Genomic DNA, 13,361 nt, shown 5'->3' with positions numbered 1-13,361 from the left:
AGTAGCGAGACATGAGTTTGAATCCGAGAGATATCGTGGTGGTCGACGGCGTCCGCACTGCCATGGCCAAGGCCAGGAATGGCGCTTTCCGCAACGTGCGTGCCGAGAATCTGTCCGCCGCGGTGATGCAGGCGCTGTTCGATCGCAGCCCTGGTCTGGACCCGTCCGAAGTCGACGATGTGATCTGGGGCTGCGTCAACCAGACCCTGGAACAGTCCATGAACATCGCCCGTAACGCGGCGATCATGACCGGCATTCCGCGCAGCGTACCGGCTCAGACCGTGAACCGCCTGTGCGGCTCCTCCATGACCGCGCTGCATATTGCGGCGGCCAACATCAAGGCCGGCATGGGCGACTTCTACGTCATCGGCGGCGTCGAACACATGGAGCATGTGCCCATGGCCCACGGCGTCGACGTCAACCCGGCAGCCAGCAAGTACGCCGCGAAGGCTGCCATGATGATGGGTCTCACCGCGGAGTTGCTGGGCAAGATGCACGGTATCAGCCGCGAGGAGCAGGACAAGTTCGGCGTGCGCTCCCACCAGCGTGCCCAGGCGGCGCTGGATGGCGGTCGCTTCGATAACGAGATCATTGGCGTCGAAGGGCACGATGCCAACGGCTTCCGGGTCCGGGTCGATCGCGACGAGGTGATCCGCGCCGATGCCAGCCTCGAATCGATGGCCGGCCTCAAGCCGGTGTTCGATCCGCGCAATGGCACCGTCACCGCCGGGACCTCCTCGGCGCTCTCGGTGGGCGCCTCGGCGATGGCGGTGATGAGCTACGAGAGGGCCAAGGCACTGGGACTCGAGCCGATCGCCAGGGTGCTGTCGACCGGCGTGGCCGGCTGCGACGCCTCGATCATGGGCTATGGCCCCGTACCGGCTTCCAAGAAGGCACTCAAGGCTGCCGGTCTCTCTGCTGCCGATATCCAGACCGTCGAACTCAACGAAGCCTTCGCCGCCCAGGGCCTGCCGGTGCTCAAGGACCTCGGTTTCCTCGATGCCATGGACGAGAAGGTCAATCTCAACGGTGGCGCCATCGCGCTGGGCCACCCGCTGGGCTGCTCCGGCTCGCGCATCTGCACCACGCTGCTCAACGTGATGCAGCAGCAGCAGACCAGTCTTGGCCTGGCCACCATGTGCATTGGCATGGGGCAGGGCGTGGCGACGGTCTTCGAGCGCCTGAAGTGAAACGCTGACTCCTGCGCGTAAGGGTAGAGAAACGTCTCTAACGGCACCTCTCGGGGTGCCGTTTTTCGGAGTGGCAGGAGATGCTCAGATGATGCCGCTGTCGAGTCCGGCTACCAGATAAAGCCCCAGTTCCTCCACCTGCTCGACGAAGCCCTCCTGCCACTCGCCACGCAGGATCAGCGGCTCCTGTGCCCAGCGCCAGCGTAGCCCGGTGACGATGCTCTCCACCGCCCGGCGCGTGCCGGTGCCGTCGTGCCCGGCCCGCACGTAGAGCGCGCAGGCCAGCCCTTGTTTCGCTTCCAGCACAGGATAGTAACTGCGGTCGAAGAAATCCTTCAGGGCACCGCTCATGTAGCCGAGGTTCTCGGTGGTGCCGAGCAGGAGCGCATCGCAGGCCATGACGTCATCGGGGCCTGCTTCCAAGGGTGGCCTGACCACTACCCCGACCCCTTCGATATCGGGATGGCGGGCACCTCGTTCGGCGGCGTCGCGGAGTGTCAGGGTGTTGGGAGAAGGCGCATGGGCCACTATCAGCAGCTGTTTCATGTTTGACAGTCTAACGGCTTTTTCCGACGCTGTTTCGGCACCCACCTTTTTTCGAACCCGAGGAGGATGACGGCTATGGCCTTCGCTCTTTCAAGCATACGGCTGGAAAGTTCCGCTTTCAGCGCGCATGACGCGATCCCCAAAACCTACACCGGCGAGGGGAGCGACCTTTCACCGGCATTGAGCTGGCACGATGCCCCGGAGGGAACCAAGGCGTATGCGGTGATCTGCCATGATCCCGATGCGCCACTGGTGCAGAACGGCAGCTACGGTTTCGCCCACTGGCTGCTCTACAACCTGCCTGGTTCCACCACCTCCCTGGCGGAAAACACCGGTGAAGGCACCCGGGGCAAGAATGATTTCGGTAACCTGGGCTATGGTGGACCCATGCCGCCGGAGGGCCATGGCCAGCATCACTACTATTTCTGGATCCTGGCTCTGGATAAGCCCACCGACCTGCCGGAAGGGCTCGATCTCCCCGAGTTGCTCAAGCAGGTCGAGCCATACCTTCTGGGCATGAACCGGCTGGTGGGTACCTACCGGCGAGGGTGAACCTGCCGCCTGGGTTCTACGCCATTGCGATCCACCGCTCTTGGCTGGAGCGGTGGATCGGCCACGAGCTTCAGCGGCCTGTTCTGGCGTTAGCGGCTTGGCTTCAGGTAACAGCTAACCAGCACCCGCCGGCCTCATGGCAGTCAAGGAGCGATTGCGATGTTTGAGTGGCTCTCTCGGTACGATGCTGAGATCACCGTGCTGACCAATGTCGGGACCCTGGTCATCTGGCTGGTCTATGCCCAGCTTCTCTATTTCAGTTTTCGCCGTCAGCGCCGACCGCGGCTGATTATCAATCGCGGCAAGAAGAAGGACATCCACGCGCTGTGCATCATCAGCAACATGAGCGCCGAACCCATCTTCATCCAGCACATCATTGCCGAACTGAAGACATCCGATGGCTCCATCATCATGGATGTCACGGATCGGCAGGAGGCATACGATGAGGATGACGCCCCGTCCCGCTCTACCCCCACGCTGAAGGACAGTACCTATCAGGGCCCGCTGAACCCGGGAAGTTTCGTGCATATCGATAGCTTCAGCGATCTGATTCAGCGTCTTGCCTGCGAGAAGGGAATCGAGCTGGAAGGCATCCGTCCCAAGGGGGAAGCGACTCTCCATTCGCTCACTGTACGCCTGATCTGCATCTATGGTTCGGAAGACCATCCGGTTGGTGCCGAGCGGTGCTTCGATATCCATGACCAGGAAGGCGAATGCGGCCTTGTCCCCTCTACCTGGGACACTCGGCGGCTGGCATCCAGGTGGCAGCGATACAAGCTGCGCAAGTACATACGGCAGTTAAGTGCGAACGCCTAGGGAACCGCTGAGCAATTCGTTTCTAGTCGGCTGAAACGTTCAGCGTGGCCAGATCATTGTCTCAGCGGCCATGACATGACCACTTCAGCTTGGTGCGGATGCTGGCCTTGGCCTTCTCGATCGCCAGCAGCAGCGTTTTCATGGGGCTGCCTTCCATCTTCTTGATGGCAATGCGCTCGGCGGCGACACAGCACCGGGAGTCCGGGGCATCTGCATCCTGTGAGCGGGGTGTCTCGACAGGCGCTATGACCTCGTGATATGCATCCAGTGTGCTTGCTACAGCAGGGTGACACTCATGGCCTTCCATAACCCGGATCCGAAAATCCGTGAAATCGAGCAGCGCAATGCCCGGTTGCGCGCCGGACTCTTTGCCAAGCTGTTTGGCGGTGCCTGGCGTGGATTTCGCAACGCCTTGTCGCGTCTTCGATTCCGGCGCCGTCAACTTCGGCGTCAACGTCGAGGCTGATCTCTGCGCTTCCCATGCGCCCACGTAGGTACCAACTGCTGAACGGCGGTTATCGCGGTGGAGCGATACGGCCTATCCACCTCAAGAACAGTGGGGAAACGATATCGGGTCCGCAACGCCATCTTCCGGAACCCGGCCATGAGACGGTGTCGGCGTGGTCATGTTCTGCCTTGCGTGCGAGTTTCGGTATGACTTTTTTCCAGGCCTCACAAAGTGCTTTCACAACCACAATATCGTGAAACAAAGTCGCTTTGCATGCGGAACCCTTGGGAACTAGGGTAAGAAACTACCAGTCTTGTGACTGGTGTTTCGAGTCGGTGCAAAGGAGCATGCAATGAATGACATCCAGGATCTTTTCCCTACACGGCTGGAGCGCAAACTGGGAATGTTCGAGCGCTTTGATCCTGTCGTTCACAGTGAGGGAGCGCAACGAAGCAATGGCCCGCTGAACGAGGACCAACTGCATGAGTATGAGCAGAAGGGGTTTCTCTCATTCGAGAACTTCTTCGAGAAGGAGGAGATGGAGGCCTTCTTGCAGGAGCTCAGCGATTACGAAGAGGACGAGGATCTGAAGCTTTCCGAAGGCACCGTGCTGGAGCCGGGCCGTCAGGAAATTCGCTCGATTTTCGGCATTCATGAAGTCTCCGGGCGATTCAGCCAGTTGACCCGTGACCCCCGCTTGCTGGAGATGGTTCAGCAGTTGCTGGGCAGCGATGTCTACATCCACCAGTCCCGGATCAACTACAAACCCGGCTTTACCGGCAAGGGCTTCAACTGGCATTCCGATTTCGAGACCTGGCACAGCGAGGATGGCATGCCACGAATGCGTTCGCTGAGCTGTTCGATCATCCTGACGGACAATGGCGAGTTCAACGGCCCCCTGATGCTGGTGCCGGGCTCCCACAGATACTTCGTACCCTGTGTCGGGCGCACCCCGGAGAATAACTACAAGGAATCCCTCAAGAGCCAGGAAGTGGGCGTGCCGGACAAGGTCAGTCTGCGCACGCTGATGCTCGAGGGCGATATCGAAGCCCCCAAGGGCGACGCCGGTACCCTGTTGCTGTTCGAGTGCAACACCCTGCATGGCTCGAACATGAACATGTCCTGCTGGCCGAGGAGCAACCTGTTCTTCGTCTACAACAGCGTCGAGAACGGTCTGGTCAACCCCTTCTGCGGTAACCGACCACGCCCCGATTTCCTGGCCAACCGCAAGGACTGGAGCCCGCTGACGCCTGTTACCTGACAGGATGCGTGCTGGCTGCCTGCAAGCATGAGTGTCATCCAGCGCTGGGCGCTGTGGCACTCATGGTCAGGTGTGAGCCTTGACCCGCAGGCGCACGTAATCCGCGGTCCAGTTTCCGTGACTGTCGCACAGGCTGGGCGCCAATAGGCCGATAGCGTCGTCCAGTATCACCTCGCGAATATCGTCCGACAGGCCGTGCAGGAAGGGATTGGCGAAGGTGGCTAGCCAGCCGCCCATGCCGGTTGGCAGTGGTGTGGGTCGAGGGATCAGCTGGATGGATGCGACCGTGAAGCCGGCCGACTCCAGACACTCACGGTATTCCTCCACGGTGGGGAAGAACCAGGGAAAGCGAGCCTTGCCGCTGATGCCACGGGCCCGCAGCGCCGCCAGCATGGCGGTACAGATCGCCGCTACATTGCCATGCCCCCCGAACTCGGCCACGAAGCGTCCACCCGGTTTCAAGGCCCGGTGTATGCTGGCGACCACGGCTTCGTGATTGAACATCCAGTGTAGGGCGGCATTGCTGAAAACCGCATCGAACTCATGGTCGAAGGGAAGATGGTGGGCATCCGCCACTCGGGCATCCAGGCCACGGGTCCGGGCGGCATCGACCATGTCGGTCGATGCATCCACCCCGACAAGCGTGGCGCCGGATTTGGCCAGCTCCGTGGTCAAGGTGCCGTCACCACAGCCCAGGTCGAGAATCCGTTCGCCGGGCCGGGGTGCCAGAAGGGTGGCGACATCCCTGCCCAGGGCCGGGACGAAGCCAGCATGGTGCGCATAACTGCTGGCGCGCCATGTCTGCCCGGGAGCATTGTACGGTGAGTGGGTCATCAGGCGGCTCCGAAGTCAACGTCGGTTTCTATTATCCATCTATTATCCATCATAGAGCGGTTTCCGGATGGCCTCCTCCCGCGGCCTCTCCTGGCTACGGGGGGCCTTCCCCCCGAGCCGCCATCTCCTGGGGCAGCAGGGCGGCATGGATCATCGCATGGGTCGGCGTTTCGATGCCGACGGCCCGGCCCAGCCGTACCACGGCGCCATTCTGCGACTCCAGTTCCGAGGGCTCTCCCGACATGATGTTGCGCTGCATGGAGGAGGTGCTCTCGGCCGGCATGGCATCGATGAATTGCATGGCCCGGGAAACGGCATCCCCCGGAAAGATCACGCCATGGGCCTTGGCGACCGCCTCGATTTCCTCCAGAAGCCGTTCCGTCAACGCCCGTGTTTCGGATAGCTGGCGTGTCACACCGATAGGAGCGCGCGTGACGCTGCCGATACCGCTCATGGCGCAGATGAACAGGAACTTGCTCCACTGCGCGACCTTGATGTCGTCGGGTATCTCGGCACTCACCCCCTTCACGTTGTCGAAGACGGACTTGAGCCGGGCAGTGCGTTCACTGTTGTGGTTGTCACGTTCCCCGAAGCGAATGAAGGGATCCACTCCGGCATGCTTGATATGTCCCGGCGCCTCGCGCCAGGCGAGAATACCGCACAGGCCATCCAGTACCGGGTCGCCCCCCAGCACATCGGTCAGCGTATCGGCGGCTTCCACTCCGTTCTCCAATGGCAGCACGAAGGTGTCGGGGCCAACCATGGGACGCATCGACTCCGCCGCTTCACGTACCTGCCACGCCTTCACTGCCACGATGATGCAGTCCACTACGCCGACGCTTGCCGGGTCGTCGGTGGCCTGGACAGGGTCGATGACGATGTCCCCCTTGATGCTCGAGACCTTGAGCCCGTCCCGGAGCATGGCGGCCAGGTGCTCCCCCCGCGCGATAAAGGTGACGTCCTCTCCGGCCTCGGCCAGTCGTCCACCGAAGTACCCGCCAACGCCACCACTGCCCACGATTGCAAATCTCATCCTGCCTCCTTCACATGGCTGTCCCTCTTTGGAGGATAGTGGCAAAGTCAACTGGTGTACCCCCGGATGTGTCCGGGGCTTGTTGCCATCAGGGTCGAGGTGACTTGTCCGAGATCACGCCAGCCAGGCATTGCGCTGCCCATACGGCAGGAATTGAGGCAGACTCGAGGAATGAACCCCGACTCGATTGAAACTGGCAGGTCTGGATGAACAAGAAGGTAAAAGAGGCGGTGGTTGACGCCATCGACGAGAGCATCGAAGACACCGGCCTGCCGCTGGCGTTGCGTCGTGTCGCCGTCGATACCTACCGGGAGAACGTCGCTTATCTGCATCGCGAGTGCGACCTCTACCGCGCCGAGGGCTTCCAGGCGCTCTCCAAGGTCGAAGTGCGTGCCAATGGCCGGCGCATCCTGGCCAGCCTCAATGTGGTGGATGACATCGCCATCGTCGGCCACGACCAGTTGGGTCTCTCCGAAGACGCCTTTGCCTCACTCGGGGTGGAGGAGGGGCATCCGGTCAGTGTTTCCCAGGCGGAGCCACCGCCCTCCATTCCGGCCCTGCATCGCAAGATTGCCGGTGAGCGTCTCACCCGTCAGGATTTCCGCGAGATCGTCCAGGACATCGCCGAGCTGCGCTACTCCAAGATCGAGCTGACCGCCTTCGTGGTCGCCTGTGACATCGGCGAGCTCGACCGCGAGGAGGTCTTCTACCTCAGCGATGCCATGAGCCGGGTAGGGCGCCGGCTCGACTGGCATGAGCATCCGGTAGTGGACAAGCACTGCATCGGTGGCATCCCCGGCAACCGCACCTCCATGCTGGTGGTACCCATCGTTGCCGCCCACGGCCTGCTCTGTCCCAAGACCTCCTCGCGGGCGATCACCTCGCCCTCGGGTACTGCCGATACCATGGAAGTGCTGGCCAAGGTGGAAGTCCCTTTTGATGAGCTGAGTGAGTTGGTGCGCACTCACCGGGGGTGCCTCGCCTGGGGCGGCACCAGTGAACTGTCTCCGGCGGATGATGTGCTGATCGCGGTGGAGCGGCCGCTCTCCATCGACTCGCCGGGCCAGATGATCGCCTCGATCCTGTCCAAGAAGGTCGCTGCCGGCTCGACTCACCTGGTGCTCGATATCCCCGTAGGCCGTCACGCCAAGGTGCGCTCCATGCCAGAGGCACGGCGGCTTCGCAAGATGTTCGAGTTCGTGGCCGGACGCATGGGGCTGACGCTGGATGTGGTGATCACCGACGGCAGCCAGCCGGTGGGGCGGGGCATCGGCCCCGTGCTGGAAGCCCGCGATGTGATGCAGGTGCTCACCAACCATCCCGATGCGCCGATGGACCTGCGCCAGAAGTCGCTGCGCCTGGCGGGACGCATGCTGGAGTTCGATCCCGATATTCGGGGTGGCGACGGCTTCAGCATCGCCCGGGACATCCTCGACTCCGGGCGCGCCCTGGAGAAAATGCAGGCGATCATCCAGGCCCAGGGGGCAAGGCCGTTCGATCTCGACAATCTAGAGCTGGCCCCCCATGGCTTCGATGTGCTGGCGCCAACCGATGGGGTGGTCACTGCCATCGACAACCTGCGATTGGCTCGCATCGCCCGCCTGGCGGGGGCGCCCAAGGCCAAGGGCGCCGGCGTCGATTTGTATGCCCAGATAGGCGATCGCGTCGAACGGGGGCAGCCGCTCTACCGGGTATATGCCGCCTTTCGCAGCGAAAGCGGCTTCGCTCACCAGTGCAGCGAGCGCAACAGAGGCTACAGTATCGGCAAGGCTGACGAGATCAACCGACTTAACGTGGAGTTCTGATGACCGCAGGGATGCTCTACTGCCAGGAAGAGGCCTCTTCCGCCGGGCGTCTCGCCGCCACCGTGGGTATCGCAGCCTACGAGATCGGCTGCCATCGCTTCCCCGATGACGAGCTGCGCCTTTCGCTTCCCTTCGCCCGTGCCGGTACCTTTCCCGACCCTCTGGTGGTCTACCGCAGCCTCGACCGGCCCAACGAGAAGCTGGTCGAACTGTTGTTGATTGCCCGGCATGCCCGCAAGCACGGTGTGAAGCGCCTGGTACTGGTGGCCCCCTACCTCGCCTACATGCGCCAGGATATCGCCTTCCATCCCGGCGAACTCGTCAGCCAGCAACTCATCGGCGAATTCCTTGCCGACCTGTTCGATGCCGTGATCACCGTCGACCCACACCTGCACCGCATCGACCGGCTCGACCAGGCGATACCCATCGACCACGCGATTGCACTCTCGGGCGCTCCGCGACTGGCCGAATTGATCCGGGAAAAGCACGGCGATGCCCTGCTGGTCGGCCCGGATGCCGAATCCTCCCAGTGGGTGGAAAGCGCCGCGAAGGTGACCGGCTTCGGCTACGGCATATGTCGCAAGATTCGCCATGGCGACCGGGAAGTGGACATTGCGCTGCCCGAACTCGATGTGGACGGCCGCCACGTGGTGCTGATGGACGACGTGGCCAGCTCCGGCCACACCATCGCCCTGGCCGCCAGGCTGCTGCTGGAAGCCGGTGCCGCCTCGGTGGATGTCGCCGTTACCCACGCACTATTCGCCAGCGATGCGATGGACGTGATCCAGGACGCGGGAGTAGGCAATATCTGGAGTACCGACTGCATCCCCCATGAAAGCAACGCCATCGCCATGGCGCCTGTCCTGGCCGATGCACTGGAACAGCTCTTGACCAAACTGGAATGAACCGAGCGGGTAACTGCAGCACCGGTTCCTGTAGACAGTGAGGGCAACCGCATACATCAGGGACAACCGAACCCTTGACAGGTCGATCCATGCCAGGAGGACGCTTCCGCCCACGACTGCGTCGTCAGGTGGCCGGGAAGGCATGGCTGGCGCTGATGCCGAAAATGAGCATGCTGGTATTGCCTGATGCCCAGACGAATTGGGAGGAGACTCATGTTCGATGCGAGCCTGATCGAAAAAAACGACGGCGGCCAGCAGGTGAGCCTGAAGAGGCCATCGGCGGCCCCGTCATCGGTGCGATGGCTGCGCACCTGTCTGATGACCTGTCTGCTTGTCGGGTTCCTGTTGCCCCAGGCCCATGCCGATGTTCCATCGGGAACGTTGGGGACGGTGGGCTCCGATACCCTGGCCGGGCTGATGCTGCGCTGGGGCGAACAGCTGACCCACCAGTACCCGGGCGTACGCCTCCAGTTGCAGGCCAGCGGTTCGGCCAGTGCGCCTCCGGCACTGACCGCCGGCACCACCCGTCTGGGCCCCATGTCGCGTCCCATGACCAACGAGGAACGCGAGGCGTTCATTGCGCGTCGCGGCTATCCACCACTGGAGGTCGAGGTGGCTCGCGACGCCCTGGCGGTGGTGGTGCATCGCCATCACCCGCTCGACACCATCACGCTCGAAGCGCTCGATGCGATCTTCTCGCGTACCCGTCGCTGTGGCGCCGAGCACGACATTACTCGCTGGGAGCAGTTGAACCTTGACGCACCCTCCCGGCGGATCGAGCTGCATGGCCGCAACCTGGCCTCGGGAAGCTACGGGCTGTTTCGCCAGCGGGCGCTGTGCGACGGCGAGTACCACCACCGGCTCAACGAGCATCCCGGTGCGGCGGCCGTGGTGGCGGCGGTGACCGAGAGTCTCGACGCCATCGGCTATGCGGGCCTGAACCACCTGGCTCCGGGGGTGAAGGCCCTGGCCCTGGTGGACGCGGAGGGCGTCGTGCATATGCCGGATGCCGACAGCGTGCGACGCGGTGATTATCCGCTGGGACGCTCGCTCTATCTCTACCTCAACCTACCCCCGGGCGAGGTGCTGCCGGCGCCCGAACGGGCCTTCCTCGACCTGGTGTTTTCGCCCCAGGGCCAGGGTACGGTCACGGAGTTGGGTTTCGTGGCCCTGCCCGAGGAGACACTGTCGCGCCAGCGGCGTGAGCTGGGCCTGGTGCCGTGATGCTGTCATCCAACTGTCATCAAGCTGTTATACGCTTCTGCTCATGATCAAGCTCTTTCCCGTTTCGTCCTCGACCCAGTCTCCACGGCGCCATCTGTTCGATCGCCTGGCGACCGGGCTGATCGCGGCGGGGGGCATCGGTGTGATCCTGGCGGTGCTGGCCATTGGTGCCTTCCTGGCGGTAGAAGTGATACCGGCGCTGTTCAGCGGTGTGCTGGACAAGGAGCGGATCACCCTGTCGCTGACGCCACTGGCCTGGGGCACGTTGAAGGCGGCCTTCTGGGCGCTGGTGTTCGCCATTCCGATGGCACTGGGCGCCGCCATTCACTCCGCTGTCTACATGTCGTCGCGGCTGCGCAGCCGGATCAAGCCTACCCTGGAACTGATGGAGGCCCTGCCCGGGGTGGTGATCGGCTTCGTGGCGGGCCTGGTGCTGGCGCCCTGGGTGGAACGGCACCTTGCCGGGGCTTTTGCCCTGCTGCTGGTCATGCCGCTGGGCATACTGCTTGCCGGCGGGCTGCGGTGGAGCCTGTCGTCGTCCATGCGAAAACGGCTGCCGTTGGCCTGGGCCGGGCTGTGGTTGGTGCCCTGGCTGGCCGTGCTGGGGCTGTTGGCGCTGGAAGTGTCGCCATGGCTCGAGGCGTGGCTGTTCGGTGGTGATCTGCGTGGTTGGCTGGATACCGAGCTGGGCATCGACTATGCCAGCCGCAACGCCCTCATCGTCGGACTGGCGATGGGGTTCGCGGTCATGCCCAGCGTCTATGCCCTGGCGGAGGATGCCCTGTCGGGTGTGCCGACCAGCTTGGGGGAAGGCGCCCAGGCCATGGGGGCGACCCGCTGGCAGAGCCTGTGGAAGGTGGTGCTGCCGGCGGCGGCGCCCGGCGTCTTTGCGGCCGTGATGATCGGCGCTGGCCGGGCCGTGGGCGAGACCATGATCGTGTTGATGGCCAGCGGCAACACCGCATTGATGAGCCTCAGTCCGCTGGAGGGGATGCGCTCCATGGCGGCGGGTATCGCCATCGAGATGCCCGAGGCGGTGCCGGGTAGCGACGCCTACCGACTACTGATATTGGCCGCGTTGCTGCTCTTCCTGTTCACTTTTCTGGTCAATACCCTGGCCGAACTGGTACGCAGCCGGCTGCGGCGTCGCTATCGTCGGCTGGGAGACCGGTCGTGAGCCTGGCCGAGGTGGCCGGTTTTCGGGCCCGGCTGCCACGGGGGGAGGGGCCCTGGGCCTGGCTGGCTGCCGGCAGCGTGGCGTTGTCGCTGCTGATGCTCGGGGGGCTGCTGACGCTGATCGCCGTGCGCGGTCTGGGCCATTTCTGGCCGGCGTCGGTGTCGCTGGTGGAACTCGATGACGGCCAACTGCTGGCGGGTCGTGCGGTGAGGGAACTGCCGCTGGCGACCGGCCAGGGCAGGGAGAGACTTTACTTCACCGGCAATCGGGATATCGACGGTCATGTCTGGCAGTGGGTGGCGGTGGATCGCATCGTTGCCAGCGAGCAGCCCCGTGAGCTGGTGGTGCTGGAGCGTGTCCGGTACGGCGATTTCATCGGCCGCCTCGTCGACGTGAGGCCGGCGGGGAGCCATGTCCAGGGGGTCGGTGGCGGCGAGGTCGCCTGGGCGGCGCTTCAGGCGCGCCTGGCCGCCGTCGATGCGCTGCGTGATGAACGCGATGACCTGCAACGCAACGTGATCCAGCCGCTGGTACGACAGCTCGAGAAAGACCCCGGGGATACGGCGGCACGACGTGGGCTGGCTGTCGCCAACGATCGGATTCGCGGCCTGCAGGACGCCATGCAGGCGGAGGTGGTGGTACTGCAGAGCGTCGATGGCCGGCGTCTGGTCCTGACCCTGGCCGAGGTGCTGCGCGCCTGGCGGCCCAATGCCATGTCGCTGCCGGAAAAGATGGGCGCCTGGGTGCAGGGGGTATGGCGCTTTCTTTCCGAAGGGCCGCGGGTGGCGAATACGGCAGGCGGCGTATGGCCGGCGATCTTCGGCACCGTGCTGATGGTGTTGCTGATGTCGGTGCTGGTCACCCCGTTCGGCGTGCTGGCGGCGGTCTACCTCAACGAGGTGGCTCACCAGGGCCACCTGACACACTGGGTGCGCATCGCGGTGCGCAACCTGGCGGGTGTGCCTTCCATCGTTTACGGTGTGTTCGGCCTCGGGGTCTTCGTCTACGGGATCGGCGGCTCCATCGACGAGTGGTTCTTCAGCGACCAGCTACCGTCGCCCACTTTTGGTACCGGGGGCCTTTTGTGGGCCTCGCTCACCCTGGCGCTGCTGACCCTGCCAGTGGTGATCGTCGCTACCGAGGAGGGGCTGGCGCGGATACCCGATCATCAACGAGAAGGGGCGCTGGCGCTGGGGGCCACACGCCTTGAAATGCTGACCCGGGTGGTGCTGCCCATGGCGGTGCCGGCCATGTTGACCGGTGTGATCCTGGCCATTGCGCGGGCCGCGGGCGAGGTGGCGCCGCTGATGCTGGTGGGTGTGGCCAAGCTGGCGCCCCAGGTACCGGTGGATGGCGAATTTCCCTTCCTGCATCTTGACCGGAAGTTCATGCACCTCGGCTATCATGTCTACGATACCGCCTTCCACGGCGATGACATCCAGGCGGCCATGCCGATGGTCTACGCCACGGCACTGTTGCTGGTGCTGGTAGTGCTGGTGCTTAACCTGACTGCCATATTTCTGCGCCACTATCTCAGGGCGCGTCACGGGGCACTGTCACGCCACTGATC

General features: G+C 63.5%; 12 protein-coding genes and 1 pseudogene. 9 read left to right on the top strand and 4 right to left on the bottom strand.

Annotated elements, in window-relative coordinates:
- Positions 1-11: 11 nt before the first annotated feature.
- Positions 12-1,190, top strand: coding sequence for an acetyl-CoA C-acyltransferase FadA (gene fadA, locus C1H69_RS10660; RefSeq protein ID WP_102653383.1), 1,179 nt, complete (start codon positions 12-14; stop codon positions 1,188-1,190).
- 84 nt (positions 1,191-1,274) lie between these two features.
- On the opposite strand, the gene C1H69_RS10655 is transcribed toward fadA, so the two are convergent.
- On the bottom strand, positions 1,275-1,736 hold the full coding sequence (locus tag C1H69_RS10655; RefSeq protein ID WP_205738458.1) for a flavodoxin family protein: 462 nt from the start codon (positions 1,734-1,736) through the stop codon (positions 1,275-1,277).
- Between the two features lie 75 nt (positions 1,737-1,811).
- Here C1H69_RS10655 and C1H69_RS10650 point away from each other — a divergent pair, with 75 nt between their 5' ends.
- Both C1H69_RS10650 and C1H69_RS10645 read left to right on the top strand, forming a co-directional pair.
- Positions 1,812-2,288 (top strand): YbhB/YbcL family Raf kinase inhibitor-like protein, encoded by a 477-nt coding sequence (locus C1H69_RS10650; RefSeq protein WP_102653381.1) that lies wholly within the window; start codon positions 1,812-1,814, stop codon positions 2,286-2,288.
- 159 nt (positions 2,289-2,447) lie between these two features.
- Positions 2,448-3,104, top strand: a complete 657-nt coding sequence (locus C1H69_RS10645; RefSeq protein WP_102653380.1) for a hypothetical protein — start codon at positions 2,448-2,450, stop codon at positions 3,102-3,104.
- Between the two features lie 70 nt (positions 3,105-3,174).
- Here C1H69_RS10645 and C1H69_RS10640 read toward each other — a convergent pair.
- Positions 3,175-3,324: pseudogene (locus C1H69_RS10640) on the bottom strand (IS5/IS1182 family transposase); the annotation flags it as partial.
- A gap of 580 nt (positions 3,325-3,904) precedes the next feature.
- Here C1H69_RS10640 and thpD point away from each other — a divergent pair.
- The gene (gene thpD, locus C1H69_RS10635; RefSeq protein ID WP_102653379.1) at positions 3,905-4,813 is read left to right on the top strand and encodes an ectoine hydroxylase; all 909 of its coding nucleotides are present in this window, start codon (positions 3,905-3,907) and stop codon (positions 4,811-4,813) included.
- Between the two features lie 66 nt (positions 4,814-4,879).
- On the opposite strand, the gene C1H69_RS10630 is transcribed toward thpD, so the two are convergent.
- Both C1H69_RS10630 and C1H69_RS10625 read right to left on the bottom strand, forming a co-directional pair.
- Positions 4,880-5,647, bottom strand: a complete 768-nt coding sequence (locus C1H69_RS10630) for a class I SAM-dependent methyltransferase (protein ID WP_102653378.1) — start codon at positions 5,645-5,647, stop codon at positions 4,880-4,882.
- Positions 5,648-5,741: 94 nt separating this feature from the next.
- Positions 5,742-6,680 carry a 2-dehydropantoate 2-reductase gene (locus C1H69_RS10625; RefSeq protein ID WP_102653377.1) on the bottom strand — a complete coding sequence of 313 codons (939 nt, stop codon included), beginning with the start codon at positions 6,678-6,680 and terminating at the stop codon, positions 5,742-5,744.
- A 206-nt stretch (positions 6,681-6,886) separates the two neighbouring features.
- Here C1H69_RS10625 and C1H69_RS10620 point away from each other — a divergent pair, with 206 nt between their 5' ends.
- From C1H69_RS10620 to pstA, 5 genes are all read left to right on the top strand, one after another.
- Positions 6,887-8,485 (top strand): thymidine phosphorylase family protein, encoded by a 1,599-nt coding sequence (locus tag C1H69_RS10620; protein ID WP_102653376.1) that lies wholly within the window; start codon positions 6,887-6,889, stop codon positions 8,483-8,485.
- A complete protein-coding gene (locus tag C1H69_RS10615) occupies positions 8,485-9,390 on the top strand; it encodes a ribose-phosphate diphosphokinase (RefSeq protein WP_102653375.1) in 906 nt (301 codons plus the stop codon). The genes C1H69_RS10620 and C1H69_RS10615 overlap by 1 nt, the downstream gene beginning before the upstream one ends.
- A gap of 318 nt (positions 9,391-9,708) precedes the next feature.
- Positions 9,709-10,614, top strand: a complete 906-nt coding sequence (locus tag C1H69_RS10610) for a PstS family phosphate ABC transporter substrate-binding protein (protein ID WP_102653414.1) — start codon at positions 9,709-9,711, stop codon at positions 10,612-10,614.
- 43 nt (positions 10,615-10,657) lie between these two features.
- Positions 10,658-11,791 (top strand): ABC transporter permease subunit, encoded by a 1,134-nt coding sequence (locus C1H69_RS10605; protein ID WP_102653413.1) that lies wholly within the window; start codon positions 10,658-10,660, stop codon positions 11,789-11,791.
- A 95-nt stretch (positions 11,792-11,886) separates the two neighbouring features.
- Complete coding sequence (gene pstA, locus C1H69_RS10600; RefSeq protein ID WP_422666894.1) at positions 11,887-13,359, top strand: phosphate ABC transporter permease PstA; 1,473 nt, start codon at positions 11,887-11,889, stop codon at positions 13,357-13,359.
- Positions 13,360-13,361 lie beyond the last annotated feature (2 nt).

The sequence above is a fragment of the Billgrantia endophytica genome (assembly GCF_002879615.1).
Taxonomy (GTDB): Bacteria; Pseudomonadota; Gammaproteobacteria; order Pseudomonadales; family Halomonadaceae; genus Halomonas; species Halomonas endophytica.
This window is presented reverse-complemented; position numbering and strand designations above follow the sequence as displayed.

Coding starts and splice junctions, on each gene's coding strand:
- fadA (WP_102653383.1), top strand. CDS start 12: ATGAGTTTGAATCCGAGAGATATCGTGGTGGTCGACGGCGTCCGCACT.
- C1H69_RS10655 (WP_205738458.1), bottom strand. CDS start 1,736: ATGAAACAGCTGCTGATAGTGGCCCATGCGCCTTCTCCCAACACCCTG.
- C1H69_RS10650 (WP_102653381.1), top strand. CDS start 1,812: ATGGCCTTCGCTCTTTCAAGCATACGGCTGGAAAGTTCCGCTTTCAGC.
- C1H69_RS10645 (WP_102653380.1), top strand. CDS start 2,448: ATGTTTGAGTGGCTCTCTCGGTACGATGCTGAGATCACCGTGCTGACC.
- thpD (WP_102653379.1), top strand. CDS start 3,905: ATGAATGACATCCAGGATCTTTTCCCTACACGGCTGGAGCGCAAACTG.
- C1H69_RS10630 (WP_102653378.1), bottom strand. CDS start 5,647: ATGACCCACTCACCGTACAATGCTCCCGGGCAGACATGGCGCGCCAGC.
- C1H69_RS10625 (WP_102653377.1), bottom strand. CDS start 6,680: ATGAGATTTGCAATCGTGGGCAGTGGTGGCGTTGGCGGGTACTTCGGT.
- C1H69_RS10620 (WP_102653376.1), top strand. CDS start 6,887: ATGAACAAGAAGGTAAAAGAGGCGGTGGTTGACGCCATCGACGAGAGC.
- C1H69_RS10615 (WP_102653375.1), top strand. CDS start 8,485: ATGACCGCAGGGATGCTCTACTGCCAGGAAGAGGCCTCTTCCGCCGGG.
- C1H69_RS10610 (WP_102653414.1), top strand. CDS start 9,709: ATGACCTGTCTGCTTGTCGGGTTCCTGTTGCCCCAGGCCCATGCCGAT.
- C1H69_RS10605 (WP_102653413.1), top strand. CDS start 10,658: ATGATCAAGCTCTTTCCCGTTTCGTCCTCGACCCAGTCTCCACGGCGC.
- pstA (WP_422666894.1), top strand. CDS start 11,887: ATGCTCGGGGGGCTGCTGACGCTGATCGCCGTGCGCGGTCTGGGCCAT.